Consider the following 26,637-nt stretch of genomic DNA (forward strand, 5'->3'; position numbering starts at 1 on the left):
CCGCCGGTCCGCTGCTCGCCGGTCCGCTGCCCGCGGGTAACGGTTCGCCGCCGGTCCCGATACCGCCCGCCGGAGGGCGTACCACCACCTTGGGTGCTCTGACCTGCGGTGATTCCCGACGCTCACCGTTCCGTAACGGCTGCGTGACCGGTATGTGATCGAATACCGGCCGGCCCGGCGCCGCTCCGCCGCACGCGCACCCCGCAATTATGGAAAGAATGTCTATGTAAACGGTGTGGGACGGCTCGCACGGGGGAGGTGCGCGGCTTTGGGCATGCGCGGAGCGGGCGGCCCGCCGATGAGCCTGGAAGGCGTCGACGACGCGCTGCGCCGGCGCGGCGAGGAGCGCGAACGCGTCGCCGGTGACCTGCTCGACCTCGACGGGCACCAGAGCGTCGCCCTGCTGTCCGGCCTGGCCCTCACCGGGGAGACCGGCCGCCGCTGGGAGCGGGCGCGCGGCCTCATCGCCACCTTGTGGTGGCTCTTCGACGGCTACCGCCGGGTGCTCGACCTCGCCCAGGAGGCCAGGGCCGCCGGCCGGCCCGACCTGGCCCGGCTCACCGCGCTGCTCGCCGGCCCGTCGGTCGAGCTGAAGCCGGAGGACGTCCCGGTCGAGCGGCGCTCGCTGCTGCGCGCCGTCGGCGAGCAGATCACCCTGGACGTCGCGCTGGCCCGGATGGACGAGGCCTACCGCGAGGCCGCCGCCACGGTCGCCGCGGTGGACGCCGCCTGGAGCGAGCTGCTGCCACCGCTGGACCGGGCCGACGCCGCCCGTCGCGCCGCCCGCGACGCCGCCACCGCCCTCGGCGAGCCCGACCCGGTGCTGGACCGGCTGGACGCCGCGGCCGCCCGGCTGCGCGAGCGCGTCACCACCGACCCGCTCGGCTCGGCCGCGCTCGGCCCGGACCTCGCCGCCGCGCTGGCCGCCGCCACCGCCCGGCTGGCCGAACTGGAGCGCGCCGCGCTGCTGCGCGAGGACCTCGCCGCGCGGACCGGCCGGCTGGCCGCGCGCATCGACGAGGTCGCCGCCGCCGAGGCCGAGGCGCGCGCCGTCCGCGACACCGTCCAGCGGAAGATCGTCGCCCCTGGCCTGCCCGAGCCGCCCGCCCAGGCCGCCGCGCTGCGCGACCGGCTCGCCGCGCTCGGCACGGTCGGCGGGCGCTGGCTGGAACTGGCCGAGCGGCTGGCCGCCCTGGAACAGGGCGTCGAGGAGGCCCTGGCCCGCGCCCGGGCCGCCGCCGACTCGGCCGGCGGGCTGATCGGGCGGCGCGACGAGCTTCGCGGGCGCCTGTCGGCCTACCAGGCCAAGGCGTTCCGTCTCGGCCACGCGGAGGACGCCGGGCTCGCCGTGCTCTACGGCGCGGCCCGCGACCTGCTGTGGACGGCACCGTGCGACCTGCGCCGGGCGACCGTGGCGGTCGCCGAATACCAGCGGGCCATCACTCGGATCGGAGCGGCCGGATGACCAAGTGCGCCCAACCCGGATGCGCCGGGACGGTGGTGGAGGGGTACTGCGACCAGTGCGGCATGGCACCCGCCGCCCCGGCGTTCACCGGCGCCCCGCCGGCCGCCGCGCCCTACCCGGCCGCCGCGCCCTACCCGGGCGGCGCGCCGCCCGGCGCCGCCCAGCCCTCCGCCGGCCCCGTTCCGGCGCCCGGCCGCACCGCGTGGCCGTCCGCGCCGGGCGGCCCGCCCGCGGCGCCCCCCGGTGCCGCCTCCGGCCTGACCGCCTGGCCCTCCGCGGCCACCCCGGGCGGTCCGGGCCCCGTCTCGGGCGCGATGACCCGGCCGTCCATCGCCGGCACCGCGGCGACCGCCGCGTCCGGCGCCACCGGGTTCACCAGCGGCTCGCGGCGCAGCAGCAGGTCCCGGCGCGGCATGCTCGGCATGGGCCTGGTCGAGGTGCCGCCGGTGCCCTACCGCGACCCCTCGGCGGTGGTCCTCGCCGACCCTGAGGTGCCCGAGGACCGGCGCTACTGCGGCAACCCCGACTGCGGCAAGCCCGTCGGCCGCCGCCGGGACGGCCGCCCGGGCCGGCCGGAGGGCTACTGCCCGCACTGCGGGCAGCGGTTCTCCTTCACCCCCAAGCTGCGCGCCGGCGACATCGTCGCCGGCCAGTACGAGGTGAAGGGCTGCCTGGCCCACGGCGGCCTCGGCTGGATCTACCTGGCCGCCGACCGCAACCTGGACGGCCGCTGGGTGGTCATGAAGGGCCTGCTGGACACCGGCGACCTGGAGGCGCTCGCCGCGGCCGAGGCCGAACGCCGCTTCCTCACGGCGATGGACCACCCGAACATCGTCAAGATCTTCAACTTCGTGAACCACCCCGACCCGGGCACCGGGTCGCTGGTCGGCTACATCGTGATGGAGTACGTCGGCGGCCAGTCGTTGCAGGAGATGCTCCGCGGGCGGCTGCGCGAGAGCGACAGCCGCCAGGCGCTCCCGCCGGCGCAGGTGATGGCCTACGGGCTGGAGATCCTGCGCGCCTTCGGGTACCTGCACGACCGCGGCATGCTGTACTGCGACCTCAAGCCCGCCAACGTCATCCAGGTCGAGGAGCAGCTCAAGCTCATCGACCTCGGCGCGGTGCGCCGGCTGGACGACCCCGACAGCGCGATCTACGGCACCGTCGGGTACCAGGCCCCGGAGATCGCCGCCCAGGGGCCGTCGATCGCCTCCGACATCTACACCGTCGGCCGGACGCTCGCGGTGCTCAGCGTGCCGTTCAGCCCGGCCAGTGGCGGTTCCGCGGCGCCGATCCCCGACCTCGGCCCGCACTACGAGTCCTACCAGCGGTTGCTGCGCCGGGCCACCGACGCCGATCCGGCGCGGCGGTTCCCCAACGCGGCGGAGATGTCCGAGCAGCTGGTCGGGGTGCTGCGCGAGACCCGGGCCGCCGAGGACGGCGTCCCGCATCCCGCGCCGTCCGGCGTGTTCGGCCCGGAGCGGGCGGCGGTCGGCACCGAGCTCGCCCCGGCCGCCGGCGGCCGGGTGTTCGCCCCGCTGGACCGGCGGGAGGCCACCGCGGCGCTCCCGGTGCCGCTGGTGGAGCCGCTCGACCCGGCCGCGGGGTTCCTGGCGGGCATCACCTCCGGCAACCCCGACGAGCTGATCGCGCTGCTGCAGTCGGTGCCGCCCACGCCGGAGACCAGGCTGGCGCTGATCCGGGTGATGAGCGAGCTCGGCCGGCCGGCGCCCGAGGAGCTGTACACGGCGGTCGCCGCCGAGCTGCCCGGCGACTGGCGGCTGTGGTGGTATCGCGGCGTGTACGAACTCGCCGCCGGCGACCCGGGCACCGCCGTGCGCTACTTCGACGGCCTGTACGGCTGGTTCCCCGGCGAGGCCGCGCCCCGGCTGGCGCTGGCGTTCGCCCTTGAGGCGGCCGGCCAGGGCGCCGAGGCGATCCGCCACCACGCCGCCATCTGGCGCACCGACCGCTCCTACGTCGGTTCCTGCTTCGCGCTGGCCCGCATCCTGCTGGACCAGGGCGACCCGGACGCGGCCACCCGGGTGCTGGACGAGGTGCCGCCCACCTCCATCCACCGGACCGCGGCCCAGGTGGCCGCGGTGGCGGTGACCGTACGCGGCCGGGCGCCCGCCGAGGGGGAACTGGTCGGCGCCGGCGAGCGGCTGCAGGGCCTTCGGCTCGACTCGCGCGACCGGGACGGCCTGGCCTCGGAGGTGCTGGAGAGCGCGCTCGCCCGGTTCGTCACCGGGCGGTCCGCCGGCGGCGGCGGCACCCTGCTCGGCACGCCGCTGAGCGAGCAGGGCGTGCGCGGCGAGCTGGAGCGGGTCTACCGGTCGCTGGCCCGGTCGGCGCGTTCCCCGGAGGAGCGGCACGCCATGATCGGCCGGGCCAACGCGGTGCGCCCGAGGACGCTGTGGTGAGCGCCTGCCCCGCCTGCGGCACCGGGGTGCTGGCCGGCGAGTCGTTCTGCGAGCGGTGCGGGCACGACCTGTCGGCCGCCGTCACCGCCGCCGCCTGCGCGGCCTGCGGCTCGGCCGCCGTCGGCGCCGACGGCTACTGCGAGAACTGCGGCATGCTGCAGCCGTCCGGCCGCGACCATGTCGAGACCGACCTGCCCGGCCTGGCCGGGGTCAGCGACCGCGGCCGCCGGCACAGCCGCAACGAGGACGCCATGGCGCTGGCGGCCGCTCCGGCCGCGCTGCTGGCGGTGGTCTGCGACGGCGTGTCCACCAGTGCCCGGCCGGACGAGGCCTCCCAGGCCGCCGCCGACACCGCGGCCGGCGTGCTGGCCAAGCGGCTCGCCGACGGCGACGACCCGCAGGCGGCCACCCGCCAGGCGGTGCGGGCGGCGGCCGCGGCGGTCGCCGACGCGGCCAGGCCGGGGGAGGACGCCCCCGCGTGCACCTACGTATCCGCCGTGGTCACCGGGCGAAAGGTCACGGTCGGCTGGGTCGGCGACAGCCGCGCGTATTGGCTCGGCACCCATTCCGCGCTGCTCACCGTGGACGACGCCACCCCGGGCACCCACATGCTCACCGCGTGGCTCGGCGCCGACGCCGGCGAGGTGGTGCCGCACGTGCGCACGTTCACCACCGACGGCCCCGGCGCCGTCGTGCTGTGCAGCGACGGCCTGTGGAACTACTACCCCGAGCCGGAGAGCATCGCGGCCAACGCCCTCGGCCAGGCCCCCCTCGCGGCGGCGCGGCACCTGGTGCGGCTGGCGAACGAGGCCGGCGGCCACGACAACATCACCGTCGCGGTCATCCCGTTCGGCCAGGGGGAGCCGGGCGAGACCACGGTGGCATTCCCGAAGGAGAGAAGTGACTGACTTCAGCGTCCGCGTGGACCAGAACAAGTACCTGCCGGCGGGGAGCCAGGAGGTGCACGCGATCGTCACCGTCGAGGCGAGCGGGGCGCCCGAGCGGGCGCCGGCCGCCGAGGCCGCCGAAGTGATCATCGTGGACACGTCCGGCTCCATGTCCTACGGGAAGATCAACGACGCGCGCAAGGCCGCGCAAACCGCGGTGGACACGCTGCGCGACGGCGTCTACTTCGCGGTGATCGCCGGCAACCACCAGGCCGAGGTGATCTTCCCGCACTACGGGCGGCTGGCACCGGCCGACCCCGAGAGCCGGCAGGCGGCCAAGCAGGCCATCGCCGGGCTGCGCGCCGACGGCGGCACCGCCATGGGCCGCTGGCTGCGCCGCGCCGCCGACCTGTTCAGCGCGCACGAGGGGGCCCGCCCCGGCGCCATCCGGCACGCCATCCTGCTGACCGACGGCAAGAACGAGCACGAGCCGGCCCCCGAGTTCGACGCCAACCTCGCCTACTGTGCGGGCAAGTTCGTCTGCGACTGCCGCGGCGTCGGCACCGACTGGGTGGTCGCCGAGGTGCGCCGGATCGGCTCCACGCTGCTCGGCAGCGTGATGGACGTGCGCCGCCCGGAGGACCTCGCCGACGACTTCCGGGCGATGACCGAGGCGGCGATGGGCAAGACCGTCGCCGACGTCGCGCTGCGGCTGTGGACGCCGCGCGCGGCCACGCTGAACTTCGTCAAGCAGGTGTCCCCGGCCCTGGAGGACCTGACCGGCCGCCGCACCCCCGTCGACGAGCTCAGCGGCGACTACCCGACCGGCAGCTGGGGCGCGGAGTCCCGCGAGTACCACATCAGCATCCAGGTGCCCCCCGGGCAGGTCGGCCAGGAGATGCGCGCCGGCCTGGTCAAGCTGGTCGCCCCGGCCACCGGCGAGGTGTACGGCTCGGGCAACGTCCTGGCGCAGTGGAGCGACGACCCGGTCCAGTCCACCCGCATCAACCCGCGGGTCGCCCACTACACCGGCCAGCAGGAGCTGGCCGAGCTGATCCAGGAGGGCCTGCAGGCCCGCAACGACGGCGACGTGGAGACCGCGACCGCCCGGCTCGGCCGGGCCCGCGGCATCGCCGAGCGGGCCGGCAACGACGAGACCGCCCGGCTGCTGGCCAAGGTGGTCGAGGTCGACCCCGAGACCGGGACCGCCCGGCTCAAGCGGGTCGTCGACAAGGCCGACGAGATCGCGCTGGACACCCGCTCGGTCCGCACCGTCCGCATGCGCAAGGACCCGGAGGGCTGATGATGGCCACCTGCCCGCAGGGCCACGAATCCGCCGACGAGGAGTACTGCGACATCTGCGGCGCGCTGATGTCCGGCGCCGCCGCCCCGGCACCGGGCGGTTCCGGCCAGGCCGGCGCCCCGGCCGGGTCCGGGCCGGCGCCCGCCGAGGCGGGGCCGGACGGTCCGTGCCCCGACTGCGGCGCGCCGCGCACCGGCCGCTTCTGCGAGACCTGCGGCTACGACTTCGTTCTCGGCGGCGGCCGGCCGTCCCCGCCGCAGGAGCGGCCCGCCGCCCCCGCCGCGCCCGCCGCGCCGGGCGGGACCACCGGATCCTGGCGGCCTGCCGAGCCCTGGCGGCCCGCCGCCCCGGTGCCCCCCGCCGCGCCGATCGCCGCCGAGACCCCCGCCGTCCCGCTGCCCACCCCGTACCCCGCCGCGCCGCCCGTCGCCCCGGACGGCGCGCCGTCCGCCGCGCCGTCCGGTCAGCCCGCCGCGCCGGCCGCCGGCTGGACCGCCGTGATCGAGGCCGACCGGGCCCACTACGACGAGATGGTCGGCCAGGGCGGCCCGGACGCCGCCGCGGTGGCGTTCCCGCCGTACTGCCCGCCGCGCTCGGTCCCGCTCACCGGCGCCCAGGTGCGCATCGGCCGGCACAGCCGGTCCCGGTCGCTGCGCCCGGAGATCGACCTGTCCGGCCCGCCGGAGGACCCCGGGGTCTCCCATCTGCACGCGGTGCTGCTGGCCGGCCCGGACGGCGGGTGGTCGCTGGTCGACCCCGGGTCGGCCAACGGCACCCTGGTCGACGGCGAGCCGGCCGAGGTCAACGTCCCGGTCCCGCTGGCCGACGGCGCCCGCGTGCATCTCGGCGCGTGGACGCTCATCACCGTGCGGAAGGCGGCGTCGTGACCGTCCAGGCCCCCGCTCCCGCCGCCCCGGCGCCCGCCGCCGCCGCCCCGCCCGCCGCGCCGCGCCGCCGGGTGCGGACCGTGCCCGGGTGGATCCGCCTGCTGGTGACCGTGGTCGTGGTCGCCGCCGCCGCCCTGTTCGCGGCGGTCACCGTCTCCATCGGCCACGCCCGCGACGGCCTGCGCTCCATCGGCCACACCGCGGGCCCGCAGGTGGTCGCCACCGCCGACCTGTACTTCGCGCTCAGCGACATGGACGCCCAGGTCGCCAACCTGCTGCTCACCGGCCGCCAGAGCGGCGGCCGGCAGGCGATGCTCGACCGGTACGAGGAGCGCCGCTCGCAGGCCGACCGGGCCGTGCTGGAGGCGGCCGACCTGGCCGGCGACGACGCGACCGGGCGGATGACCGTGCGCGCCGTGCTCGACGGGCTCGGCCGCTACGAGCGCCTCGCCGAGCGCGCCCTGGTGCTCGCCGAGCGCGCCCCGGCCGGGGACGGGCCGCCGCCGGCCGCGGTGCTGGAGGTCTACCGCCAGGCCACCGATTTGATGCGGCTGGACCTGCTGCCCAAGGCCTACAACCTGACCCTGGACAGCGGCACCATCGTCCGGCGCTCCTACCTGGCCGAGCTGTCGGCGGTGCGGGCCGGCCGGGTGTGGGTCGCGGTCACCGGCCTGCTCGCGCTGGCCGCGCTGGTCGCGCTGCAGGTGTACCTGAGCCGCCGGTTCCGCCGCACCCTCAACCTGCCGGTGCTGGCCGCCACGGTCGTCGCCGCCGGGCTGGCGGTGGCCGCGGTGGTCGTGCTGCAGCGGGAGGCCGGCGCGCTGGCCCGCGCCAAGGAGGACGGCTTCAACTCCGTCCTCGCCTTGTCGCGGGCCCGCGCCATCGGCAACACCCTGCACGGCGACCAGAGCCGCTACCTGCTGGACCCGCAGCGGGCCGACACCTACGAGCAGGTGTATCTGGACAAGTCGCAGGCCGTCTTCTACCTGCCGGCCGGCAACCTGGACAAGTACTACGCCGCCGTGGACCGCGGCGTGGCCGGCTACCCCGGCCGGGCCGACTTCCTGGGGTTCTACGGCTCGGAGGCCGCGCACGTCACCCTGCCGGGCCAGCGCGAGTCGATCAGCGAGACGCTGAAGCTCTACCAGGCCTTCCAGCAGGCCGACCGCCGGCTGCGCCAGGCCGCGGCCGGCGGCGACCGGCAGGCCGCGGTCGCCCAGGCCATGGGCCCGGCCTTCGCCTCCTACGACGACGCGCTGGTCCGGCTCACCGGCCTGCATCGCACCGCGTTCGACGCCGCGGTGGCCGAGGGCGACGCCGCGCTGCGCGGCTGGGAGTGGGTGCCTCCGGCGGCCGCGCTGGCCGCCGTCCTGCTGGTGCTGATCGGGGTCCGGCCCCGGCTCGCCGAGTACCGCTGAAGGGAACGGGTCAATGCTCACGCTCCTTCGCGCCGGCCGGCCGCGCCGCGCCCGGCGCCGTGCCGGGCGGGTCGCCGCCGTGGCGCTCGCCGTGGCGGCGGTGCTGCCCGCGGCCACCTCCTGCGCCGCCGGCACCTCGATCCTGGACGGGGATTCGCTGGTCATCGGGGTCAAACCCGACCAGCCGGGTCTCGGAGTCCGCGACGCGTCCGGCAAGTTCACCGGGTTCGACGTCGACGTGGCCACCTACGTGGCCGGCAAGCTCGGCAAGACCGCCAGGTTCGTCGCCGCGCCGTCCGCCACCCGCGAGGCGATGATCATGCAGGGTCGGGTGGACCTGGTCTTCGCCACCTACTCGATCACCCCCGAGCGCAAGACCAAGGTCTCCTTCGGGGGGCCGTACTACGTGGCCCACCAGGACACGCTGGTCCGGTCGGGGGAGAGCGGCGTGTCGAACGTCCGCGATCTGCGCGGCCGGCGGCTGTGCCAGGTCACCGGCTCCAACTCCTGGCGGCGGGTGAAGGAGGAGCGCAAGATCCCGGTGGAGCTGGTCCAGTCGGCCTCCTACAGCGAGTGCGTCCGGGACCTGAAGGAGGACCGGGTGGACGCGGTGTCCACCGACGACCTGATCCTGGCCGGCTTCGCCACCGCGGGCACCAAGATCGTGAACGCGCCGTTCAGTGACGAGCGGTACGGCGTCGGCATCCGCAGCGGTGACATCGACGGCTGCGAGGCGGTGAACAAGGCGATCACCGAGATGTACCAGGACGGCACCGCCCGGCGCCTGCTGCGCAAATGGTTCGCCGAGTCGGGGCTGGCCCTCAACTTCGCCGTCCCGCAGTTCGAGGGCTGCGGCTGACCGCCCGGGGCCGCCCGGTCGCCGTCCCGGTTGCCGCCCGGCACCGGGGGCCGGTATGAAGGCGGGATGTCCAGCCCGCAGACCGGCGCCGCGCCGCGCCGGCGCATCCCGTACGGCCCGCACCCCGACCAGTGGGGCGAGCTGTGGCCGCCGGCCCCGGCCGGCGGCCCGCCGCCGGTGGCCGTCCTGGTGCACGGCGGCTACTGGCGGTCGGTCTGGGAGGCCGGCCTGATGGACGCGCTGGCCGCCGACCTGGCCGGCCGCGGCTTCGCCGCCTGGAGCCTGGAGTACCGCCGGCCGGACCGGCACGGCTGGGCGGCGACCACCGCCGACGTGGCCGCCGGGCTGGCGGCGGTGGCCGCCCTGCCGGGGGTGGACCGCGGCCGGGTCGCGGTCGTCGGCCACTCGGCCGGCGGGCAGCTCGCGCTGCGCGCCGCCGCCGATGACGGGCGGGTCGCGCTCGCGGTATCGCTGGCCGGCGTGCTGGACCTGGTGGAGGCGCACCGGCACGGCCTCGGCTCCGGGGCGGTCGCCGCCGCCCTCGGCGGCGATCCGGAGTCGCTCCCGCAGGTGTACGCCGCCGCCGACCCGATGGCCCGGCTGCCCCTCGGCGTGCCGCAGCTGATCGTGCAGTGCACCGAGGACGATCCCGGGCTGGTGGCGGTCAACCGCGGCTACGCCCGGGCGGCCGGCGCGGAGGCGACCTACCTGGAGCGGCCCGGCGACCACTTCGCGGTGATCGACCCGGCGACCCCCGTCTGGCGCGAGGTCGCCGCCGAGCTCGCCGCCCGGCTCGGCCCCCCGGCCGGGCCACCGGTCAGCCCTCCGCCATCGGGCTGAGCGCCCGCCACGGCATCGGGCTGGACAGCATCATCATGCTGGACGGCTGGCCGTGCGGCGCCAGCCGGTCGATCAGATCCTCGAAGGCCGGCATCGAGGTGGTGGCCACCCGCAGCAGGCAGCAGGTGTCCCCGGTCACCCGGTGCACCTCCACGATCTCCGGCCAGGCCAGCACCGCCCGGTCACGCAGCACGCAGCGGGCCCCGTAGCACGACATGCGGATCAGCGCGGCGACCGTGCGGCCCGCGCGCGCCAGGTCCACCCGGGCATGGTAGCCGGCGATGACCCCGGCCTCCTCCAGGCGCCGCACCCGCTCGGCCACCGCCGGCGCCGACAGGTGCACCCTGCGGGAGAGCTCGCTGTAGGACAGCCGGGCGTCCGCCTGCAACTCGCCCAGCAGTGCCCAGTCCATCGCGTCCATCGCGTCCCTCCCTCACGCTGCGTCATCCCCGAACCGGTACCGCCCGCACACCTCGCGTCCGGCAAGCGAACCGGGCGGATCACCTTGCGTTCATCCTTTCACCACCCGCCCCGGCCCGGCGACGATGGGGTGGGACACCGAGAGGCGGAGATGACCAGCAGACGGCGGGCGGCAGGCGCCCGGATACGGCCCGGCGGCGCCCGGCAGCGGGCGATCCGGACGGCGGCGAACCGGGGCGCGCCCACGCTCGACTTCCCGGCGCAGACCCCCTACGACGAGTACGTGGGCGCCGAGACGCTGCACCGGCTGCAGCGCACGGTGACCGACATCCCGGAGGAACGCGCCTTCCTGGTCACCACGCAGATCATGGAGCTGTACTTCGGGCTGCTGCGCGCCGAGTGGCTGCTCGTCCAGCGCCTGCTGGACGGCGGCGACGCGGCCGGGGCCACCGCGGTGCTGTCCCGCAGCACCCGCTACTTCGACGGGCTGAACGCCGCCTGGGGGGCGCTCGGCTGGATGACGCCGGCGCAGTTCAACTCCTTCCGCGACGACCTCGGCGAGGGCTCGGGGTTCCAGTCGGCCATGTACCGGCACCTGGAGTTCCTGCTGGGCAACAAGTCGGCGGCGCTGGTCCGGCCGCACCGCCGCAGCCCGCGGGTGCACGGCGAGCTGCTGGCCGCGCTGGACCGGCCCAGCCTGTACGACAGCGTGCTCGCCCTGCTCGCCCGGCGCGGCCTGGCCGTCCCGCCGCCCGGCGACCCGCGCGCCGAGTACGTGCCGAGCCAGGCGGTCGAGGACGCCTGGGTGGAGATCTACGCCCGCGGCCCCGGCGACGACCTGCACGACCTCGGCGAGGCCCTCACCGACGTCTCCGAGCGCTTCACCGACTGGCGCTACCGCCACCTGATGTCCGTGCGGCGCACCATGGGCGCCAAACCGGGCACCGGCGGCTCCAGCGGGGTGAGCTGGCTGGAGCGCAGCCTGCGCCGCGAGGTGTTCCCCGAGCTGTGGTCGGCCCGCACCCGCATGTGATCACCCGGCGCGGCCGCACGGGGTAGGACGGCCGATCGGCGGGGTAGGGAAGCGCGGGTGAACACCACCGAAGACGACCCGGCGGCCGGCGCGGTCACCGCCGACCTGCGGCTGCGCGTCAACGACCGGTCCCGCCCGGTCTGCGTCGACACCCGCGAGACCCTGCTGGACACCCTGCGCGAGCGGCTGGACCTGACCGGCGCCAAGAAGGGCTGCGACCACGGCCAGTGCGGCGCCTGCACCGTCCTGCTGGACGGCCGGCGGGTGAAGTCCTGCCTCGTGCTCACCGTCACCGCCGACGACCGCGAGATCACCACCGTGGAAGGGCTCGCCCGCGACGGCGGGCTCCACCCGCTGCAGGAGGCCTTCGTCGCCAACGACGCCCTGCAGTGCGGATACTGCACCCCAGGCCAGCTCTGCTCGGCGCTCGGCATGCTCGCCGAGGCCGCCCAGGGGTGGCCGAGCGCGGTCACCCCGACCGACGCCGGCGACGGAGAGGTGCGGCTGGACGAGGCGGAGATCCGCGAGCGGATGAGCGGCAACCTGTGCCGCTGCGGCGCCTACCGCGGCATGGTCGAGGCCATCGGCGAGGTGGCCCGGTGAGGCCGTTCACCTACGTGCGGCCCGGCGACGCGGCGGAGGCGGTGGCCGCGGCCGCCGCGCCGGACGCCGCCTACCTCGGCGGCGGCACCAACCTGGTGGACCTGATGCGGCTCGGCGTCGCCACCCCGGGCACGCTGGTGGACGTCACCCGGGTGGCCGGCGACGAGATCGAGGAGCTGCCCGGCGGCGAGGTGCGGGTCGGCGCGGCGGTCCGTAACGCCGACCTGGCCGGCCACCCGCTGATCCGGCGCCGCTACCCGATGCTCGCCCAGGCCGTGGTGGCCGGCGCGTCGGGGCAGATCCGCAACATGGCCACCGTGGCCGGCAACCTGCTCCAGCGCACCCGCTGCCCCTACTTCCAGGACGTGACCAAACCCTGCAACAAGCGGAACCCCGGCTCCGGCTGCCCGGCCCGGGACGGCGAGCACCGCGACCTGGCCGTTCTCGGCCATTCCGCCGCCTGCGTGGCGACCCATCCCTCCGACATGGCCGTCGCCATGGCCGCGCTCGGCGCGGTCGTGCACGTGGCGGGCGCCGACGGCCCGCGCGCCCTGCCGCTGCCCGGCCTGCACCGGCTGCCCGGCGACCACCCCGAACGCGACACCCTGCTGCGCCCCGGCGACCTGATCACCGCGGTCGACCTGCCCGTGCTGCCCATGGCCGCCCGCTCCCGCTATCGCAAGGTGCGCGACCGGGCCTCGTTCGCGTTCGCGGTGGTGTCGGTGGCCGCCGCGCTGGAGGTGGACCACGGCTCCGGCGGCCCGGTGGTGCGGGACTGCCGGCTGGCCCTCGGCGGGGTGGCGCACACCCCGTGGCGCGCCGAGGCGGCCGAGACCGCGCTGCGCGGCGGGCCCGCCACCGAGGAGGCGTTCGCCCGGGCGGCCGGCGCCGAGCTGGCCGCCGCCCGCCCGCTGCCGGGCAACGCCTTCAAGGTGCCCCTCGCCCGCAATCTCATCGTCCGCACGCTGGCCGGCCTGGTGGAGGGATCATCATGACAACGACCGCCGCCCCCGCCGTCGGCTCGGCCCTGCCCCGGGTCGACGGCCTGGACAAGGTCACCGGGCGCGCCCGGTACGCCTTCGAGCACACCCCGCGCGACGCGCTGTACGCCGCCCCCGTGCAGGCGACCATCGCCCGCGGCGAGGTCGACCGGGTGGACGCCACCGAGGCGCTGCGGCGGCCCGGCGTCGTCGCGGTCGTCTGGCACGCCAACGCGCCCCGGCTGGCGCCCGCCGACGACGCCGAGCTGGCCGTGCTGCAGTCGCCCCGGGTGGCCTACCGGGGCCAGTACGTCGCGGTGGTGCTGGCCGAGACCCCGCACGAGGCGCGCGAGGCGGCCCGGCTGCTGCACGTGGAGTACACCGCCGAGCCGCACGACGTCGAGCTGCGCGCCGACCACCCCAAGATGTACCGCCCGGCGCAGGTCAACGCGGGCTACGCCACCGACGAGGAGCACGGTGACCCGGACGCGGCGCTGGCGGCCGCCCCGGTGGTGGTGGACGCCACCTACACCACGCCGGCCGAGCACAACAACCCGATGGAGCCGCACGCCACCGTCGCCGAGTGGCATTCCGGCGGGCTGGTCCTGCACGACTCCACCCAGGGCGCGTCGGCGCTGCGCCGCACGCTGGCGGCGCTGTTCGGCATGCCGCCCGAGCAGGTGCGCGTCATCGCCCGGCATGTCGGCGGCGGCTTCGGCTCCAAGGGGCGCGCCCATCCGCACGTGGTGCTGGCCGCGCTGGCCGCCAAGCAGGTGGGCCGGCCGGTCAAGCTCGCGGTGACCCGGCAACAGATGTTCGCGGTCACCGGCTACCGCACCCCCACCGTGCAGCGGGTCCGGCTGGGCGCCGAACCCGACGGGCGGCTGGCCGCCATCGTGCACGAGGCGTTCGAGCAGAGCTCCACCATCGCCGAGTTCGCCGAGCAGACCACCGTGCCGACCCGCATGATGTACGCCGCGCCGCACCGGCGCACCTGCCACCGGCTGGTCCGGCTGGACGTGCCCACCCCGTCGTGGATGCGGGCGCCGGGCGAGACGCCCGGCATGTTCGCGCTGGAGTCGGCCATGGACGAGCTGGCCGCCGCGTGCGGTGTCGACCCGGTGGAACTGCGGGTGCGCAACGAGCCCGCCACCGATCCGGCGACCGGCCTGCCGTTCAGCTCGCGCAACCTCGTCGCCTGCCTGCGGGAGGGCGCGCGCCGGTTCGGCTGGGCCGGCCGCGACCCGCGGCCGGGGGTCCGCCGCGAGGGCCGGCTGCTGGTCGGCACCGGGGTGGCCGCCTCCACCTACCCCGCCTACCGGGCACCCTCGGCGGCGTCGGTCACCGCCGGCCCGGACGGCGACTTCGTGGTGCGCATCGCCGCGACCGACATCGGCACCGGCGCCCGCACGGCGCTCACCCAGATCGCCGCGGACGCGCTCGGCACCGCTCCGGGCCGGGTGCGGCTGGAGATCGGCGACAGCGATCTGCCGCGGGCCACCGTGGCCGGCGGGTCGATGGGCACCGCCTCCTGGGGCACCGCCGTGGTGCGGGCCTGCCACGCGCTGGTCGCCGAGCTCGACCGGCACGCCGGCCGGGTGCCGGCCGGCGGCCTCACCGCCGAGGCCGACACCGGCGAGGAGATCCGCGGCCAGGAGAAGCTCGCCCGGCACGCCTTCGGGGCCCAGTTCGCCGAGGTGGCGGTGGACGCCGACACCGGCGAGACCCGGGTGCGGCGGCTGCTCGGCGTGTTCGCCGCCGGCCGCATCATCAACCCGGTGACCGCTCGCTCGCAGTTCCTCGGCGGGATGACGATGGGCCTGTCGATGGCGCTGCTGGAGGAGAGCGTCATGGACCGCGAGTTCGGTGACTACCTCAACCACGACCTGGCGCAGTACCACCTGGCGGCGCACGCCGACGTTCCCGACGTGCAGGCGTGCTGGGTGGCCGAGGACGACCCGCACCTGAACCCGATGGGATCCAAGGGCATCGGCGAGATCGGCATCGTGGGCACCGCGGCCGCGATCGCCAACGCCGTGCACCACGCCACCGGCGTGCGGGTGCGGGACCTGCCGATCCGGCTGGAGCGGCTGCTGGAGCACCTGCCGTGATCCCGGGACCCGCCACCGGACCCCGCAGGGACGCCAAGGGACGTGAAGGGACCCCGCCGACATCGGGGACGTGCGAGGGACGTGAAGGGACGCCGCCGGACCACCCGGGAGACGCCTGGGCACGCGCCCGGGGGGCGCGCGGTCCGGCGCCGGGTCAGGCGTCCTCCCATAACACCGGCCGGGCCGCGTGCGGCTGCCGGACGGTGCCGCTGCGGTCGGCCAGGGCGAGCGCCTTGAGCAGCAGCGGATGGCCGTCGCCCAGCGCCGGGCGGCCGTGCGCCAGCGGCGTGCGGTCCAGCAGCGGGTCCAGCAGCCCGTCCAGCCCCTCCGGGCGGCCGGCGGCGAAGCACCGCGCCGCCTGGTCATAGCGGGCGGCCAGCAGCAGCGGGTGCCGGGGGTCCAGCTCCACCCCGGCCAGCGCGGCGCGGGCGGCCTCGGCGGCCGCGCCGTCGCCGCGTGCCTCGGCGCACCGGGCCGCCAGCAGCAGGGTCCGCGCCCGGCCGGGCGGGTCGCCGCCGCCCTCCTCGGCCGCGGCCACCGACGCCAGCAGCGCGGCGGCCCCGGCCGGGTCGCCGTCGCGCAGCCGGACCTCGGCCAGCGCCCGCCGCGCCGACCTGGCCAGCGCGTCGGCGGGCGCCCCGGCCAGCAGGGCGTCCAGCTCCGCCAGCGCGCCCAGCGCCGCCGGGACGTCGTCATCCATCGCCATGGCCAGGGCGTGCGCCACCCTGGCCTCGCCCCACAGCCGGAACGACACCTCCCGGCCGAACCAGTCCGACAGCACCGGGGCACGTTCCAACATGCGCGCCGCCGCCGCCGGGTCGCGCAGCACCAGCTCCGCCTGCGCCGCGCGCACGACGTCGTGGTTGGGCCAGTAGGCGTCCGGGCGGAGCACCTCCGCCCGCCGGCGGGCGGCCTCCTGCAGCACGTGCCGGGCCTCGACCGGCTGCCCGGCGGCCAGCAGCGCCTCGCCGAGCGCGACCCGGGCCGCGACCACGTTGATGTCCCCGGGGTCGCCCAGGCGGGCCCGCCGGTCGGCCGCCACCCGCTCGGCGAGCCGCAGCCCGTCGGTGACCCGGCCGCACCGGGTGGCCGCGCGGGCGGCGGCCAGCTCGGTCAGCGTGTGGCGCCGCCACCCGTGAGAGGCCCCGCCCGGGTCCGCGTCGGTGGCCCGGGCGGTCCGGGCCTGCTCCAGCAGCCGCGCCCCCTCCACCGGCCGGCCCGCCTCCACCAGCGCCTCGCCCAGGTTGTGCCAGGCCCGCGCGAGGCAGGAGGCGTTCTCCGGATCGCCCGCCGCGATCTCCTCGGCGATCTGAAGGCCGGCCGCGAACGAGCGCCGGGCGCCGTCGGCGTCGCCGAACCGCAGCAGCGCCAGCCCGTGGCGGCCGAGCGCCTCGCACCGGGCGCGCGGCGCGGCGGCGGGCGGGCCGTCGAGCAGCCGGCACAGCCGGGCGGCCTCCCGGGCGGCCCGGGCCATCAGCACGCCGGTGCCGAGCAGGGCGCGCAGCACCTGGTCCTGGGCGGCCGCCTCGGCGGTGGTGTCCTCACCGGAGCGCAGCGCGACGTCGCGGGCCCGCTCGGCGACGTCCAGGTCACCGAGCCAGGTGCCGGCCAGCGGCACCAGGTGCCGCTCGTACCAGTGGGCGCCGAGGGCCGCGGCCTGCCGGTCCACCGGGCCGTCGGGGTCGTCCGACAGCGCGTCGAAGGCCAGGTCGGACAGCCGGTCGGCGCAGGTGGTCACCCAGCCGGGCGGGGCGGGGCAGACCGCCTCGGTGGCCGCGGCGATCGCCGGGGCCAGGTGGTCGGCGTAGGCCACCATCCGGCCGGCCCAGCCGGCGGCCGCGACCCGCCCCATCACGGTGTCCGGCCAGGCCGGCGGACCGGCCGGCCCGGACTGGCGCTTCTCGGAGGTGGCGATGTCCCCGATGCCGAGCTGGACCTGCTGGGTGAGGAAGGACTCGGCGCGGTGAAAGCGCGCCACCAGCAGCAGGGCCTCGGTGACCAGGTCGCGCGCCTCCACCAGGCTGCCGGGCGCCGGCGGCCGCTCGGGCACGACGTGCCGCTCGGCGAACCGGGCGAAGGCGTGCCGCAGGGCCAGGGAGACCAGGACGCGACGGCTCTTGACCTCGTTGTACAGCCACACCGCGCTGCGGCGGCCGCTCTGCCCCTCCCGCGACAGCCGGACCGCCGCGGCGACGTCCTCGGCCCGGACCAGGTGGTAGTCGGTGCGGCGCAGGACCTCCGCCGCCGCCTCGCCGATCGCCGCTAGCCGTCTGTCTTGGGCCGACACCGTGCAGGCCTCCTCGGTCCGTCGCCTGGTGCCCCGTTTCAGCGGCAGAAGCCGTATTGATCTCCAAAGCATATATCTCGCGGCGGGCCCCGGTGCCGGTCGGCCGTCCCCTCGCCGAGCCCGTCCGCCGCGCCTCCCCGGCATCGCCCCTCACCACGCTCGGTCACCGTGGTCTCTTCTGAGGTCGTCGACCGCGGTCTCACCGAGGTCCCGCGCCGGGCGGAGCGGCGCCGGGGACACGGGCCAGGACGACGGCGAAGTCACCGGCCGGGTCGGTGTACCACCGGGTCACCGCGAAACCGGCACGGCACAGCTCACCGGTCAGCCCGCGCCGGTCGAACTTGGCGCTGATCTCGGTGCGCATCTCCTCGCCGGCCCGGAAGGCGACCCGCAGGGCCAGGGCCGGCAGCCGCACCCGCATCGCGCGGGCGGCCCGCAGCCGCATCTCGATGCGGTGCCGCCGGGTGTCGTACCGCGCGACGTGGTCGAACGCCTCGGGCTCGAAGTCCGCGCCGAGCTCCTGGTTCAGCACGCGCAGCACGTTGCGGTTGAACGCGGCGGTGACCCCCGCGGCGTCGTCGTAGGCCGCGACCAGCCGCGCGGGGTCCTTGACCAGGTCCGCGCCGAGCAGCAGGCCGTCACCGGGGGCGAGGGTGCCGCGCAGCGCGGCCAGGAACGCCGCCCGGGGCGCCTCGTCCAGGTTGCCGACGGTGCCGCCGAGGAAGGCGACCAGCCGGCGGCCCAGGCGCGGCAGCCGGGCCAGGTGACGCTCGAAGTCGGCGCACACCGCCCACACCGCGATCGAGGGGTGCGCGGCCGCGATCCGCCCGGCCGCGGCCGAAAGGGTGACCGCGTCCACGTCGACCGGCGAGTACGCCCGCAGCGTCCCCGCCGCCTCCAGCGCGGCCAGCAGCACGCCGGTCTTCTCGCTGGTGCCCGACCCCAGCTCCACCAGGGTCTCCGCCCCGCTCAGCCGGGCGATCTCGGTGGCGGCCCCCCGCAGGATGGCCGCCTCGCGCCGCGCGGGATAGTACTCCGGCAGCCGGGTGATGCGGGTGTACAGCTCGCTGCCCGCCGCGTCGTAGAACCACTTGGGCGGCAGCCGCTTGGGCTCGGCGGTCAGCCCGGCGCGCGCGTCGCGGGCCAGGGCACGGCGCAGGTACCGCGCGCCGAGGTGGTCGACGGTGCACAGGAATGGCAGCGGGATCTGGGTGACGGACACGCGGGCCTCCCCAGTGGTGCGGGCCTTCGGGTGGTGGGCCGGGGACGGCGGGCCGCCCCGGCGGGGTCACAGCGGGGTCACAGCGGGGTCACAGCGGGTCCAGGCGGATCCCGTCGGGGGTGGCGAGCAGCAGGTGCCGGTCGGGGACGGGTTCCCAGCCGGGCCGGTCGTCCAGCGGCTCGCTGGCGATCACCACCCCCTCGTCCAGGTGCACGAACAGCGTCTCCCGCCACGCGGTGGCCGCGACGGCGCCACCGTCGGCGACCAGCAGGTTGAGCCGGGCCGCCGGGTCGGCCGCGCCGGCGCCGGCCACCACCTCGGCGACCGCGCCGTCCAGCGGGAACCCCGCGCCGAGCCGGGCGAACACCGCCGCGGCCAGCCACGCCGAGTCGCAGGCGCTCTCGGGCTCCCGGCCGGCCGCGAGCGGCCGGACCGCGCGGCGGGCCACCCGCCCGTTGTGGCTGAGCAGCCAGCGGCCCTCGGCGAACGGCGCGGTCGCCGACTCCTCGACCGGCATGCCGGGGCTCGCCGACCGGACCGCCGCCAGCAGGCAGGTCGACACCGCGACATCGGCCAGCCCGGGCAGGTTGGCGTCCGCCCAGATCGGGCCGGTCCGGCGGTAGCGCACCGGGCCGGCGCGCCGCTCGTCGTACCAGCCGGCGCCGAAGCCGTCGGCGTTGACCGTGCCGCAGCGCTGCAGGCGCGGCGCGAAAGCCAGCCGGTGCAGGCCGCCGCTCTCCGGACCGCTCTCCGGACCGCGCACCGGACCGCGCACCAGGCCGCTCTCCGGGCCGCTCTCCCCACCGCGGACCGAGCCGCCCGCCGGGCCGAGCAGCGTGGCGAGCGAGCGGGCCGCGCCGAGCCAGGCGGCGTGGCGGCACATCAGCACTCCTCCGGGCCGGCGGCGCGCGCGGTCCGGAACCCGGCGAAGATCTGCCGCCGCACCGGCAGGTCCCAGTTGCGGAAGGTGGTGCGGACGGCGTCGGGGTGGGTGGCCCACGAGCCGCCGCGCAGCACCCGATGGGTACGGCCGAAGAAGACCTCGCTGTACTCGCGGTAGGGGAAGGCGCGGAACCCGGGATAGGGCCGGAACCAGGAGGACGTCCACTCCCACACGTCGCCGATCATCTGCTCGGCGCCGCACGGGCTCGCCCCCGCCGGGTAGGCGCCGGCCGGCGCCGGGCGGGCGGCCCGGTGGCCGAGGCCGGCGTGCTGCGGCCCCGGCGGGCCGTCGCCCCACGGGTACAGCAGGGCCCGGCCCGCGGCGCGGTCCCAGCCGCACGCCTTCTCCCATTCCGCCTCGGTCGGCAGCCGGCGGCCGGCCCACCGGGCGTAGGCGTCCGCCTCGTACCAGCTGACGTGCTGGACCGGCTCCTCCGGCGGCACCGGCTCGGTGCGCCCGAACCTGGTACGCCACCACCGGCCGCCGTCCCGGGTCCAGAACAGCGGGGCGGTCACCTCCCCTTCCCGCCGCCACCGGTACCCGGCCGGGTCCCACCAGCGCGGGTCGGTGTAGCCGCCGTCCGCGACGAACTCGGCGAACCGCTCGTTGGTGACCGGCAGCCGGTCGATCCAGAACGCCGGCACCTCCACCAGGTGGGCGGGCCGCTCGTTGTCGTAGGCCCACGGCAGGGCGTCGGTGCCGGCCAGGAACGGCCCGCCCGGCACCAGCACCTCCGCCGGGCCGCCCGACCGGCCCGGCGGCGGCTCGCCGTCGCGCACCAGCCCGGCCCGGCCGGACAGCTGCAGGGTGGCCAGCATGGTCTCGCCGTGCTGGTGCTCGTGCTGCACGGCCAGCCCGAAGGCGAAACCGCCGGCCCGCAGCGGGTCCGGCGCGCCGAGGTCGGCGGCGTCCAGCACGTCCAGCACCCGGCCGCGCACGCCGGAGATGTAGGCCCGCGCCTCGCGCGGGGTCAGCAGCGGCAGCCCGGCCCGCTCGGCGCGGGGATGGGCGAACGCGTCGTACATCTGGTCGATCTCCGGGCGCAGCGGCTCGATCCCGCCGAGCGCGCGCAGCACCCAGAGCTCCTCGTAGTTGCCGACGTGCGCCAGGTCCCACACCAGCGGGGACATCAGCCGCGAGTGCCGGCGCACCAGCACCGCGTCGTCGGCGTCGGTGTAGGTGAGCGACCGGTCGCGCACCTCGCGCAGCGCGGCGGCGATCCGCTCCTTCAGGTCGGTCATCTGCGTCCTCCAGCCTCCGGGCCGGGCAAGGGCGGGACGGGGGGAGCGGGCGGGCGTCAGGCGGTGGGGAGAGCGGGGACGGCACGCCCCCGGGTCAGGCGGGCACCTCCTCCCCGGTCTGGAACGCGGCGGCGGGGCCGGCGGCGGCCCGGTCCAGCACGTCCACGGCGGGGGAGCGGCCGGTGCAGACGTGCCGGGCCGCGTACGCCTCGACCTCGGCCGCCAACCGGGTGTCGCAGCCGAGCCGGGGCAGCGCCGCCAGGGCGGCCCCGAAGCACTCCTCGGCGGCCCGGCGCAACCCGTCGTCGGCCAGGCCGGACCGGGCGGCCTGCCACCAGCGCCCGGCCAGCGGCGCGGCCGCGGCCAGCGCGGCGTCGGCGGCCCGGTCGTCCAGCAGCAGCGCCGCGGTCACCGCGACGCACACCGGCCAGCGGGCCGGGTCCAGCGCGTCGAGGTAGCGCACCTCCAGCCAGCCGCGCGGGCGGACCGGCGGGAAGACGGTGGTCGCGTGGTAGGCCAGGTCGGCCATGGTGGGCGGCCGGCCGCCCAGGCCGGGGCGCCGCATCCAGTGGGCGAAGGTGACCCGGCTCGGCGGGCCGCGGCGGCGCGCGCCCGGCGGGCGCGCCAGCATCAGCCGGGCGTCCGCCAGGTAGCGCGCCCAGGCCGCCGCCGGGTCGCCGCCGGCCGGCAGCGGCCTGGTCCGGGTGGGGTCCAGGTGCAGCCACACGGCCTGGCGCCCCGAGGTCCAGCCGCACGGCCGCCCTTCGGCCAGCGGCGAATTGGCGAACGCGGCCGACAGCACCGGGCCGAGCAGGCAGGCACGCTCCCAGCGGGCGGCCGGGCACGGGCCGAAGTCCACGTTGACCTGGATCGACGCGGTCAGGCACATCATCATCGGGCCGTAGGGCACGCCGAGCAGGTCGGCCATGGCGTCGTAGCGCGGCTCGCGCAGCTGGCGCACCGGCGGGCGGAGCGGGTCCAGGCCGGGCCCGGCCAGTGCCAGTCCCGCCTCGCCGAGCGCCCGGCGGACGGCGGCCACGTCGGCGCGCAACCCGGCGATCGCCCGATCCAGCGTGACCGGCGGCCCGGACAGCTCCAGCTGGCCGCCCGGCTCGAATCCGGCCACCGCGCCGGCGGGCAGCGGGGGCAGCGCGGCGCGCACCTCGTCCACCGGCACCCGGCGCGCCGGGTCGGCCGGGTGGACGACCAGGAATTCCAGCTCCACGCCCACCCGGTCGCCGGGCGTGCCGGTGAAACAGCGCCGGGCGAAATCCGCCACCTCATCCCGGCCGCGGACCCGTGCCTGGTCGTTCCCGGTGCCGATCATGGACTCTCCTCGCGATCAGGCGTGCGGGCGGGGGACCTGGTGCGGACCTCCTCACCGGCCGGGCGGCCGTCATCTCGTTCGCCGGGCGCCGTCGCTGCTCGGCCTGGCCATCAGCTGAATGCCCCGGCTTATCCGACATGAAGCTCTAAATAGGGTGATGGCCCCTTTAGGTGACAAATGGGATTTAGCGATACGGAGGGGTGTGGGCCGGCCGGATGGCCGGTTGTGGCCGGGCCGGAGTGTGGACACTCTGCGTAGTGACTGAATACCGTGAGTGACGAAGTGCCGAGTTCATCGCCGCACCGGTGATCCCGAGGCGTCCCGCGCCACGCGGGAAGGGCCGGCCGGGGCGGACCGCGACGACGCAAGGGAGAAGCGATGCATCTCAAGAGGCTCTGGGCGCCGAGCCTGGCGGTGGCCGCGTGCGGCGCGCTCGCCGCGGCGCTGGTGGCGGCCGTCCCGCAGGCCGCCGGCGCGCGGGCCGCCGCACCGGCGGACATCCCCGGCTACCAGATCGTCAAGCTGCCCAACGCCAACGTCCCGAACTTCACCCGCCGCACGGTGCGCTGCCCGGCCGGCAAGCGGGCGATCGGTGGCGGGGCCGAGGCCCAGGGCGCCGACGCCATCCTGGTCGGCAGCTTCCCGACCGACGACGGCACCGGCTGGATCGGCCTCGGCCGGCAGAACAGGTACGGCGACGTCGGCATCAGCGTGTACGTGATCTGCGCGAGCTGACCCTCCGGCCCGCGCCCGACGGCGCGGCGGCCGCCGGCGGCACCCGGACCGCCGGCGGCCGGCCCCGGTCATGGGGCGGCGGCGCCGGCGTCGTCGAGATCCCCGGCGCCGCGGCCGGCCAGCCACTCCCGGGCCCGGGCCAGGTGCGCGCCGGTCAGGCCGGTCATCGGGTCCACGTCCACCAGCAGGAACTCCCCGACGCCCGGATGATCCAGCAGGTACTGCCAGTCGGGCACGCCCAGCGAGTCGTCGAACCACACGAACGGCCGGCCGGCCACGTACTCGGCGACGTGCCGGGTCTTGAAGTGCTCGCCCGCCCGGCTGCCCGGGTCGTCGGTGACCTTGATCACCGGGAGCGGCGGCAGCCCGACCCGCGGGCCGATCCAGAGGTTCGCGTGCTCCTCCCAGGTGGTGGCCCACGCCAGCTCCGCGCCGGACTCCCGGGCCAGCGCCGCCAGCGCCCGGCCGTGCCGGCGGTCCAGATACACCTGGTAGACGCGCCCGTCGAGCACGCATTCGTGGCGCCGCGATCGCAGGCCGCGCCGGCGGGCCGGGTTGAGCACCCCGTCCACGTCCAGCAGCACAAGGGGACGCTTGCTCACGTGTGTCTCCGCGTCGTCGGGTCCCGGGCGCGGGCCCGGCCATCCGGGGGAGTCTGCCACACCGGTCGCCGGCGGAAACAGTGCCGTGCCCCGCGTCCCGAAGGACGCGGGGCACGGCACCCACGCCGGTGAGCGGTCGCCTCTCGGCGGAATGCACAACGTGGCTCCAGCCGGACGGTATTCCACGAAGGCGGTTGGTGAGGCCCGGGGACTCGAACTCACCGGCACCTCTGACAACCCCGATCCCCCCGCGGGCATTCCCGCCGGCGCGATAATCTCCGCGAACCTCGGCGGAAACGGACGGCGCGCGTGCCAATCCGGACGGCGGACCGCCGCGAAGTACCTGTGTCCGTAGTCGTCGCGTGGCCCGCCCACGCCCACGGTCAGGGAGATCGGATGAGACCGAGAAGGGCCGCGCCGCCCTACGGCGGCCACGACGGCGGCCCGCCGCTGGAGAGCCTGCTGGACCGGGTGGCGCACGGCGACCGGGCGGCGTTCGAGGAGCTGTACGAGCAGGTGGCGCCCGCGATGTACGGCGTCGGCCTGCGGGTGCTGCGCGACCCGGCGCAGGCCGAGGAGGTGGCCCAGGAGGCGCTGGTCGAGGTGTGGCGCGCCGCCGCGCGCTTCGACGCCCGGCGGGGCTCGGCGCTGTCGTGGATGATGACGATCGCCCACCACCGGGCGGTGGACCGGGTGCGCGCCGCCCAGGCGGCGACCGACCGGGAGGACCGGGTGGCGCGGCTGGAGGTGCGGCGCCCCTACGACGACGTCGTGGAGTCGGTCGAGCTGACCCTGGACCGGGAGCGGCTGCGCCGCTGCCTGGCCGGGCTCACCGAGTTGCAGCGCGAGTCGGTCACCTACGCCTACTACGGCGGCTACAGCTACCGGGAGGTGGCCGAGCTGCTGAAGGTGCCGCTGGCCACGGTCAAGACGCGGATGCGTGACGGGCTCATCCGGATGCGCGACTGCCTGGGGGTGGAGCGATGAGGTCCGATCCGCACACCCTGGCCGGGGCGTACGCCCTGCACGCCGTGGACGACCTCGGCGAGCTGGCCGCCATCGAGGGCCACCTCGCCGGCTGCCCCGAGTGCGCTGAGGAGGCGCGCGGGCTGCGCGAGACCGCCGCCCGGCTCGGCGCCGCGGTGGCCGTCGCGCCGCCCCCCGCGCTGCGCGCCCGGGTCATGGCCGAGATCGGCCTGGTCCGCCAGCTGCCTCCGGCCGTCCCGCCGGCGCGGGCGCACGCCGCGCCGGCGGCCGCCCGCTCCTGGTGGCCGCGGGCCGCGACGGCGCTGGCCGCCGCCTGCCTGGCCGTCGCGGTGGGCCTCGGCGTGGTGGTGGTCCGCACCAGGGACCAGCTCGACGCCGAACGGGACGGCGGCCGGCGGATCGCCGCGGTGCTGGCCGCGCCGGATTCCCGGTCGGTGACCGCCCGCACCGGGGCCGGCGGCACCGCCACGGTCGTCGTCTCCCGATCCGAGCAGAGCATGGTCTTCTTCTCCAGCGGGATGGCCGCGCTGCCGCAGGGCCGCACCTACCAGCTGTGGCGGATCGGCCGGGACGGCCCGCGGCCGGACCGGCTGACCCGGCCCGACACCGCCGGCCGGGTGCCGCCGACCGTGCTGGGCGGTCTCGGCGACGCCACCAAGGTGGCGGTCACCGTGGAACCGGCCGGCGGTTCCGCGCGGCCGACGACCGAGCCGCTGCTGGTGCTCGACCTGCCCCGCGCCTGACGGCCGGCGCCGCCGGGACCGCCGCCACGACCGCCGCCGGACCGGGCGGGCCGGGCGGCGGGTCCGGCGGCCGCCCGTGGCGCCGCTCAGCCGGAGGCGGCCGCCGCGGGCGAGGGGCGGGGCGGCAGCGGGAAACGCAGCTCGGCGGCGACGAGGTGGCCGGCGAGCTCGGTGTCGGCCAGCACGTGCTCGACCGTGCCGCCCTCGTCGATCACCGCGTCGGCGAGCTCGCCGAGGACGTTCGCGGCCGGCCGGGTCGCCCGGCCGCACAGCGGGCAGGTGTCGCCGGAGGCGGCCAGCCACCCCGACTCGTCGCACACCACGCCCGCGGCGGTCGCGCCCTCCTGGACCAGCAGGCTGTGGATCGCCGCCACCGACGCGGCCCACAGGCAGTCGGCGGGGCCCAGCGCGGCCGGGCGGCCGGCCGCGGCCAGATCCAGCACCCGGGCCACCTGGCGGCGCTCCTCGGCGCGCTCGTACCGCTCGACGACGTGTTCGGCGCCGCGCCGCACGTCGGCGGGGGTGGCGGTGCGCGGGTCCACCTCGAACGTGCCGGCCAGCCGGGCGCGCAGCCGGTGGGGCAGGAAGCAGGCGAAGCACGACACCGCCTCCGCACGGCCGCCGATCACCAGCAGCTCGCGGTCGCCGGCCCGGAAGAGCTGGTCGAGCATCCGCACGGTGGTCCGGTAGTGCCGCCGGGTCGGATCGTCGGCGCGGTTGCGCACCCGGTCCCCGGCCGGCCCGTGCCGGCCGAGGTGGCCGGGTCCGTGCGGCACCTGGTCCTCCACCCGGCCGAGGCCGGTCATCTCGTCCTGGTAGAGCTCCCAGATCTCCGCCGAGCGCCGGTCCACCACCGCCACGCAGGTGCGGTGGTACTCGTCCAGCACCGCCAGCAGCGGCCGGGCCCACGGTGTCGCGGCCACCATGACCCGGTCCCGCACCGGCCGGGGAAGCGGCACCCGCTCGAACAGGTCCCCCTCGCTGCAGCAGAACACCGCCAGCCCGCCGGACCCGGCGAACCCGTCCAGCCCCTCCAGCCGCTCGATGTCGGCGCGGATCGACCGGCGCGCCCGCCGGTCCAGCGAGCCGTCCCAGGCGAGTGGACGTATCTCGTGCAGCAGGCCGCGCAGCCGCGCGGGCAGCGCGGGCGCCCCCTCCCGGCCGGCTGCGACGTACAGCGACACCACCGGCATCTCGCCCCCGTGGTACCCGATGATCCGGCCGATCGTCTCCGCGGTGATCATGCGCCCCCCTCGCCGCTTCCCACGACCTCGATATTCCCCGTTCGTGGCCCGCGGCCCCGGCGCGCCGCCCGGCGGAT

General features: G+C 77.0%; 23 protein-coding genes. 15 read left to right on the top strand and 8 right to left on the bottom strand.

Going from position 1 to position 26,637, the window contains the following annotated elements; all coding sequences use genetic code 11:
• Positions 1 to 274 precede the first annotated feature (274 nt).
• From Sru01_RS18845 to Sru01_RS18880, 8 genes are all read left to right on the top strand, one after another.
• Entirely contained in the window at positions 275 to 1,465 is a 1,191-nt protein-coding gene (locus Sru01_RS18845) for a hypothetical protein (protein ID WP_239137571.1), read from the top strand.
• A complete protein-coding gene (locus tag Sru01_RS18850; protein ID WP_203988095.1) occupies positions 1,462 to 3,888 on the top strand; it encodes a serine/threonine-protein kinase in 2,427 nt (808 codons plus the stop codon). The genes Sru01_RS18845 and Sru01_RS18850 overlap by 4 nt, the downstream gene beginning before the upstream one ends.
• On the top strand, positions 3,885 to 4,796 hold the full coding sequence (locus Sru01_RS18855; protein WP_239137545.1) for a PP2C family protein-serine/threonine phosphatase: 912 nt from the start codon (positions 3,885 to 3,887) through the stop codon (positions 4,794 to 4,796). Before Sru01_RS18850 ends, Sru01_RS18855 begins: the two co-directional genes overlap by 4 nt.
• Positions 4,789 to 6,078 carry a VWA domain-containing protein gene (locus Sru01_RS18860; RefSeq protein ID WP_203988114.1) on the top strand — a complete coding sequence of 430 codons (1,290 nt, stop codon included), beginning with the start codon at positions 4,789 to 4,791 and terminating at the stop codon, positions 6,076 to 6,078. The genes Sru01_RS18855 and Sru01_RS18860 overlap by 8 nt, the downstream gene beginning before the upstream one ends.
• On the top strand, positions 6,078 to 6,965 hold the full coding sequence (locus Sru01_RS35725) for an FHA domain-containing protein (RefSeq protein ID WP_239137546.1): 888 nt from the start codon (positions 6,078 to 6,080) through the stop codon (positions 6,963 to 6,965). The genes Sru01_RS18860 and Sru01_RS35725 overlap by 1 nt, the downstream gene beginning before the upstream one ends.
• On the top strand, positions 6,962 to 8,383 hold the full coding sequence (locus tag Sru01_RS18870) for a GlnX family signal transduction membrane protein (protein ID WP_239137547.1): 1,422 nt from the start codon (positions 6,962 to 6,964) through the stop codon (positions 8,381 to 8,383). Before Sru01_RS35725 ends, Sru01_RS18870 begins: the two co-directional genes overlap by 4 nt.
• A 13-nt stretch (positions 8,384 to 8,396) precedes the next feature.
• Positions 8,397 to 9,242, top strand: coding sequence for a glutamate ABC transporter substrate-binding protein (locus tag Sru01_RS18875; RefSeq protein ID WP_203988116.1), 846 nt, complete (start codon positions 8,397 to 8,399; stop codon positions 9,240 to 9,242).
• Positions 9,243 to 9,308: 66 nt separating this feature from the next.
• Positions 9,309 to 10,082, top strand: a complete 774-nt coding sequence (locus tag Sru01_RS18880; RefSeq protein WP_203988118.1) for an alpha/beta hydrolase — start codon at positions 9,309 to 9,311, stop codon at positions 10,080 to 10,082.
• On the opposite strand, the gene Sru01_RS18885 is transcribed toward Sru01_RS18880, so the two are convergent.
• Positions 10,060 to 10,503, bottom strand: a complete 444-nt coding sequence (locus Sru01_RS18885; protein WP_203988120.1) for an Lrp/AsnC family transcriptional regulator — start codon at positions 10,501 to 10,503, stop codon at positions 10,060 to 10,062. The genes Sru01_RS18880 and Sru01_RS18885 overlap by 23 nt on opposite strands.
• Positions 10,504 to 10,653: 150 nt before the next feature.
• Between Sru01_RS18885 and Sru01_RS18890 the strand changes: the two genes are divergently transcribed.
• From Sru01_RS18890 to Sru01_RS18905, 4 genes are read left to right on the top strand one after another with little or no spacing between them, the layout of a single operon-like run.
• The gene (locus Sru01_RS18890) at positions 10,654 to 11,535 is read left to right on the top strand and encodes a tryptophan 2,3-dioxygenase (RefSeq protein WP_203988122.1); all 882 of its coding nucleotides are present in this window, start codon (positions 10,654 to 10,656) and stop codon (positions 11,533 to 11,535) included.
• Between the two features lie 57 nt (positions 11,536 to 11,592).
• On the top strand, positions 11,593 to 12,138 hold the full coding sequence (locus Sru01_RS18895) for a (2Fe-2S)-binding protein (protein ID WP_373869528.1): 546 nt from the start codon (positions 11,593 to 11,595) through the stop codon (positions 12,136 to 12,138).
• Positions 12,135 to 13,133 carry an FAD binding domain-containing protein gene (locus Sru01_RS18900; protein ID WP_203988124.1) on the top strand — a complete coding sequence of 333 codons (999 nt, stop codon included), beginning with the start codon at positions 12,135 to 12,137 and terminating at the stop codon, positions 13,131 to 13,133. The genes Sru01_RS18895 and Sru01_RS18900 overlap by 4 nt, the downstream gene beginning before the upstream one ends.
• Positions 13,130 to 15,229: a xanthine dehydrogenase family protein molybdopterin-binding subunit gene (locus Sru01_RS18905; protein WP_203988126.1), complete on the top strand. Its 2,100-nt coding sequence runs from the start codon at positions 13,130 to 13,132 to the stop codon at positions 15,227 to 15,229. Before Sru01_RS18900 ends, Sru01_RS18905 begins: the two co-directional genes overlap by 4 nt.
• Positions 15,230 to 15,383: 154 nt before the next feature.
• Here Sru01_RS18905 and Sru01_RS18910 read toward each other — a convergent pair whose 3' ends face one another.
• From Sru01_RS18910 to Sru01_RS18930, 5 genes are all read right to left on the bottom strand, one after another.
• Positions 15,384 to 17,516: a hypothetical protein gene (locus Sru01_RS18910; protein ID WP_203988128.1), complete on the bottom strand. Its 2,133-nt coding sequence runs from the start codon at positions 17,514 to 17,516 to the stop codon at positions 15,384 to 15,386.
• Positions 17,517 to 17,715: 199 nt separating this feature from the next.
• Positions 17,716 to 18,738, bottom strand: a complete 1,023-nt coding sequence (gene egtD / locus Sru01_RS18915) for an L-histidine N(alpha)-methyltransferase (protein WP_373869529.1) — start codon at positions 18,736 to 18,738, stop codon at positions 17,716 to 17,718.
• Between the two features lie 88 nt (positions 18,739 to 18,826).
• Positions 18,827 to 19,621: an ergothioneine biosynthesis protein EgtC gene (gene egtC, locus Sru01_RS18920; protein WP_203988130.1), complete on the bottom strand. Its 795-nt coding sequence runs from the start codon at positions 19,619 to 19,621 to the stop codon at positions 18,827 to 18,829.
• The gene (gene egtB / locus Sru01_RS18925) at positions 19,621 to 20,922 is read right to left on the bottom strand and encodes an ergothioneine biosynthesis protein EgtB (protein ID WP_203988132.1); all 1,302 of its coding nucleotides are present in this window, start codon (positions 20,920 to 20,922) and stop codon (positions 19,621 to 19,623) included. Before egtB ends, egtC begins: the two co-directional genes overlap by 1 nt.
• A gap of 94 nt (positions 20,923 to 21,016) precedes the next feature.
• Complete coding sequence (locus tag Sru01_RS18930; protein ID WP_203988134.1) at positions 21,017 to 22,249, bottom strand: glutamate-cysteine ligase family protein; 1,233 nt, start codon at positions 22,247 to 22,249, stop codon at positions 21,017 to 21,019.
• A gap of 378 nt (positions 22,250 to 22,627) precedes the next feature.
• Between Sru01_RS18930 and Sru01_RS18935 the strand changes: the two genes are divergently transcribed.
• Positions 22,628 to 22,984, top strand: coding sequence for a hypothetical protein (locus Sru01_RS18935; protein WP_203988136.1), 357 nt, complete (start codon positions 22,628 to 22,630; stop codon positions 22,982 to 22,984).
• 68 nt (positions 22,985 to 23,052) lie between these two features.
• Here Sru01_RS18935 and Sru01_RS18940 read toward each other — a convergent pair whose 3' ends face one another.
• Positions 23,053 to 23,586, bottom strand: a complete 534-nt coding sequence (locus Sru01_RS18940) for an HAD domain-containing protein (protein WP_239137548.1) — start codon at positions 23,584 to 23,586, stop codon at positions 23,053 to 23,055.
• A 396-nt stretch (positions 23,587 to 23,982) separates the two neighbouring features.
• Here Sru01_RS18940 and sigK point away from each other — a divergent pair, with 396 nt between their 5' ends.
• Positions 23,983 to 24,573, top strand: a complete 591-nt coding sequence (sigK, locus tag Sru01_RS18945; protein ID WP_203988139.1) for an ECF RNA polymerase sigma factor SigK — start codon at positions 23,983 to 23,985, stop codon at positions 24,571 to 24,573.
• Entirely contained in the window at positions 24,570 to 25,316 is a 747-nt protein-coding gene (locus Sru01_RS18950) for an anti-sigma factor (protein ID WP_203988157.1), read from the top strand. Before sigK ends, Sru01_RS18950 begins: the two co-directional genes overlap by 4 nt.
• Before the next feature lie 86 nt (positions 25,317 to 25,402).
• Here Sru01_RS18950 and Sru01_RS18955 read toward each other — a convergent pair whose 3' ends face one another.
• Complete coding sequence (locus Sru01_RS18955; protein WP_203988159.1) at positions 25,403 to 26,560, bottom strand: baeRF10 domain-containing protein; 1,158 nt, start codon at positions 26,558 to 26,560, stop codon at positions 25,403 to 25,405.
• Positions 26,561 to 26,637: the final 77 nt, after the last annotated feature.

It is taken from the genome of Sphaerisporangium rufum, assembly GCF_016863395.1.
GTDB lineage: Bacteria > Actinomycetota > Actinomycetes > Streptosporangiales > Streptosporangiaceae > Sphaerisporangium > Sphaerisporangium rufum.

Coding starts and splice junctions, on each gene's coding strand:
- Sru01_RS18845 (WP_239137571.1), top strand. CDS start 275: ATGCGCGGAGCGGGCGGCCCGCCGATGAGCCTGGAAGGCGTCGACGAC.
- Sru01_RS18850 (WP_203988095.1), top strand. CDS start 1,462: ATGACCAAGTGCGCCCAACCCGGATGCGCCGGGACGGTGGTGGAGGGG.
- Sru01_RS35725 (WP_239137546.1), top strand. CDS start 6,078: ATGATGGCCACCTGCCCGCAGGGCCACGAATCCGCCGACGAGGAGTAC.
- Sru01_RS18875 (WP_203988116.1), top strand. CDS start 8,397: ATGCTCACGCTCCTTCGCGCCGGCCGGCCGCGCCGCGCCCGGCGCCGT.
- Sru01_RS18880 (WP_203988118.1), top strand. CDS start 9,309: ATGTCCAGCCCGCAGACCGGCGCCGCGCCGCGCCGGCGCATCCCGTAC.
- Sru01_RS18885 (WP_203988120.1), bottom strand. CDS start 10,503: ATGGACGCGATGGACTGGGCACTGCTGGGCGAGTTGCAGGCGGACGCC.
- Sru01_RS18890 (WP_203988122.1), top strand. CDS start 10,654: ATGACCAGCAGACGGCGGGCGGCAGGCGCCCGGATACGGCCCGGCGGC.
- Sru01_RS18905 (WP_203988126.1), top strand. CDS start 13,130: ATGACAACGACCGCCGCCCCCGCCGTCGGCTCGGCCCTGCCCCGGGTC.
- egtC (WP_203988130.1), bottom strand. CDS start 19,621: ATGTGCCGCCACGCCGCCTGGCTCGGCGCGGCCCGCTCGCTCGCCACG.
- egtB (WP_203988132.1), bottom strand. CDS start 20,922: ATGACCGACCTGAAGGAGCGGATCGCCGCCGCGCTGCGCGAGGTGCGC.
- Sru01_RS18930 (WP_203988134.1), bottom strand. CDS start 22,249: ATGATCGGCACCGGGAACGACCAGGCACGGGTCCGCGGCCGGGATGAG.
- Sru01_RS18935 (WP_203988136.1), top strand. CDS start 22,628: ATGCATCTCAAGAGGCTCTGGGCGCCGAGCCTGGCGGTGGCCGCGTGC.
- sigK (WP_203988139.1), top strand. CDS start 23,983: ATGAGACCGAGAAGGGCCGCGCCGCCCTACGGCGGCCACGACGGCGGC.
- Sru01_RS18950 (WP_203988157.1), top strand. CDS start 24,570: ATGAGGTCCGATCCGCACACCCTGGCCGGGGCGTACGCCCTGCACGCC.
- Sru01_RS18955 (WP_203988159.1), bottom strand. CDS start 26,560: ATGATCACCGCGGAGACGATCGGCCGGATCATCGGGTACCACGGGGGC.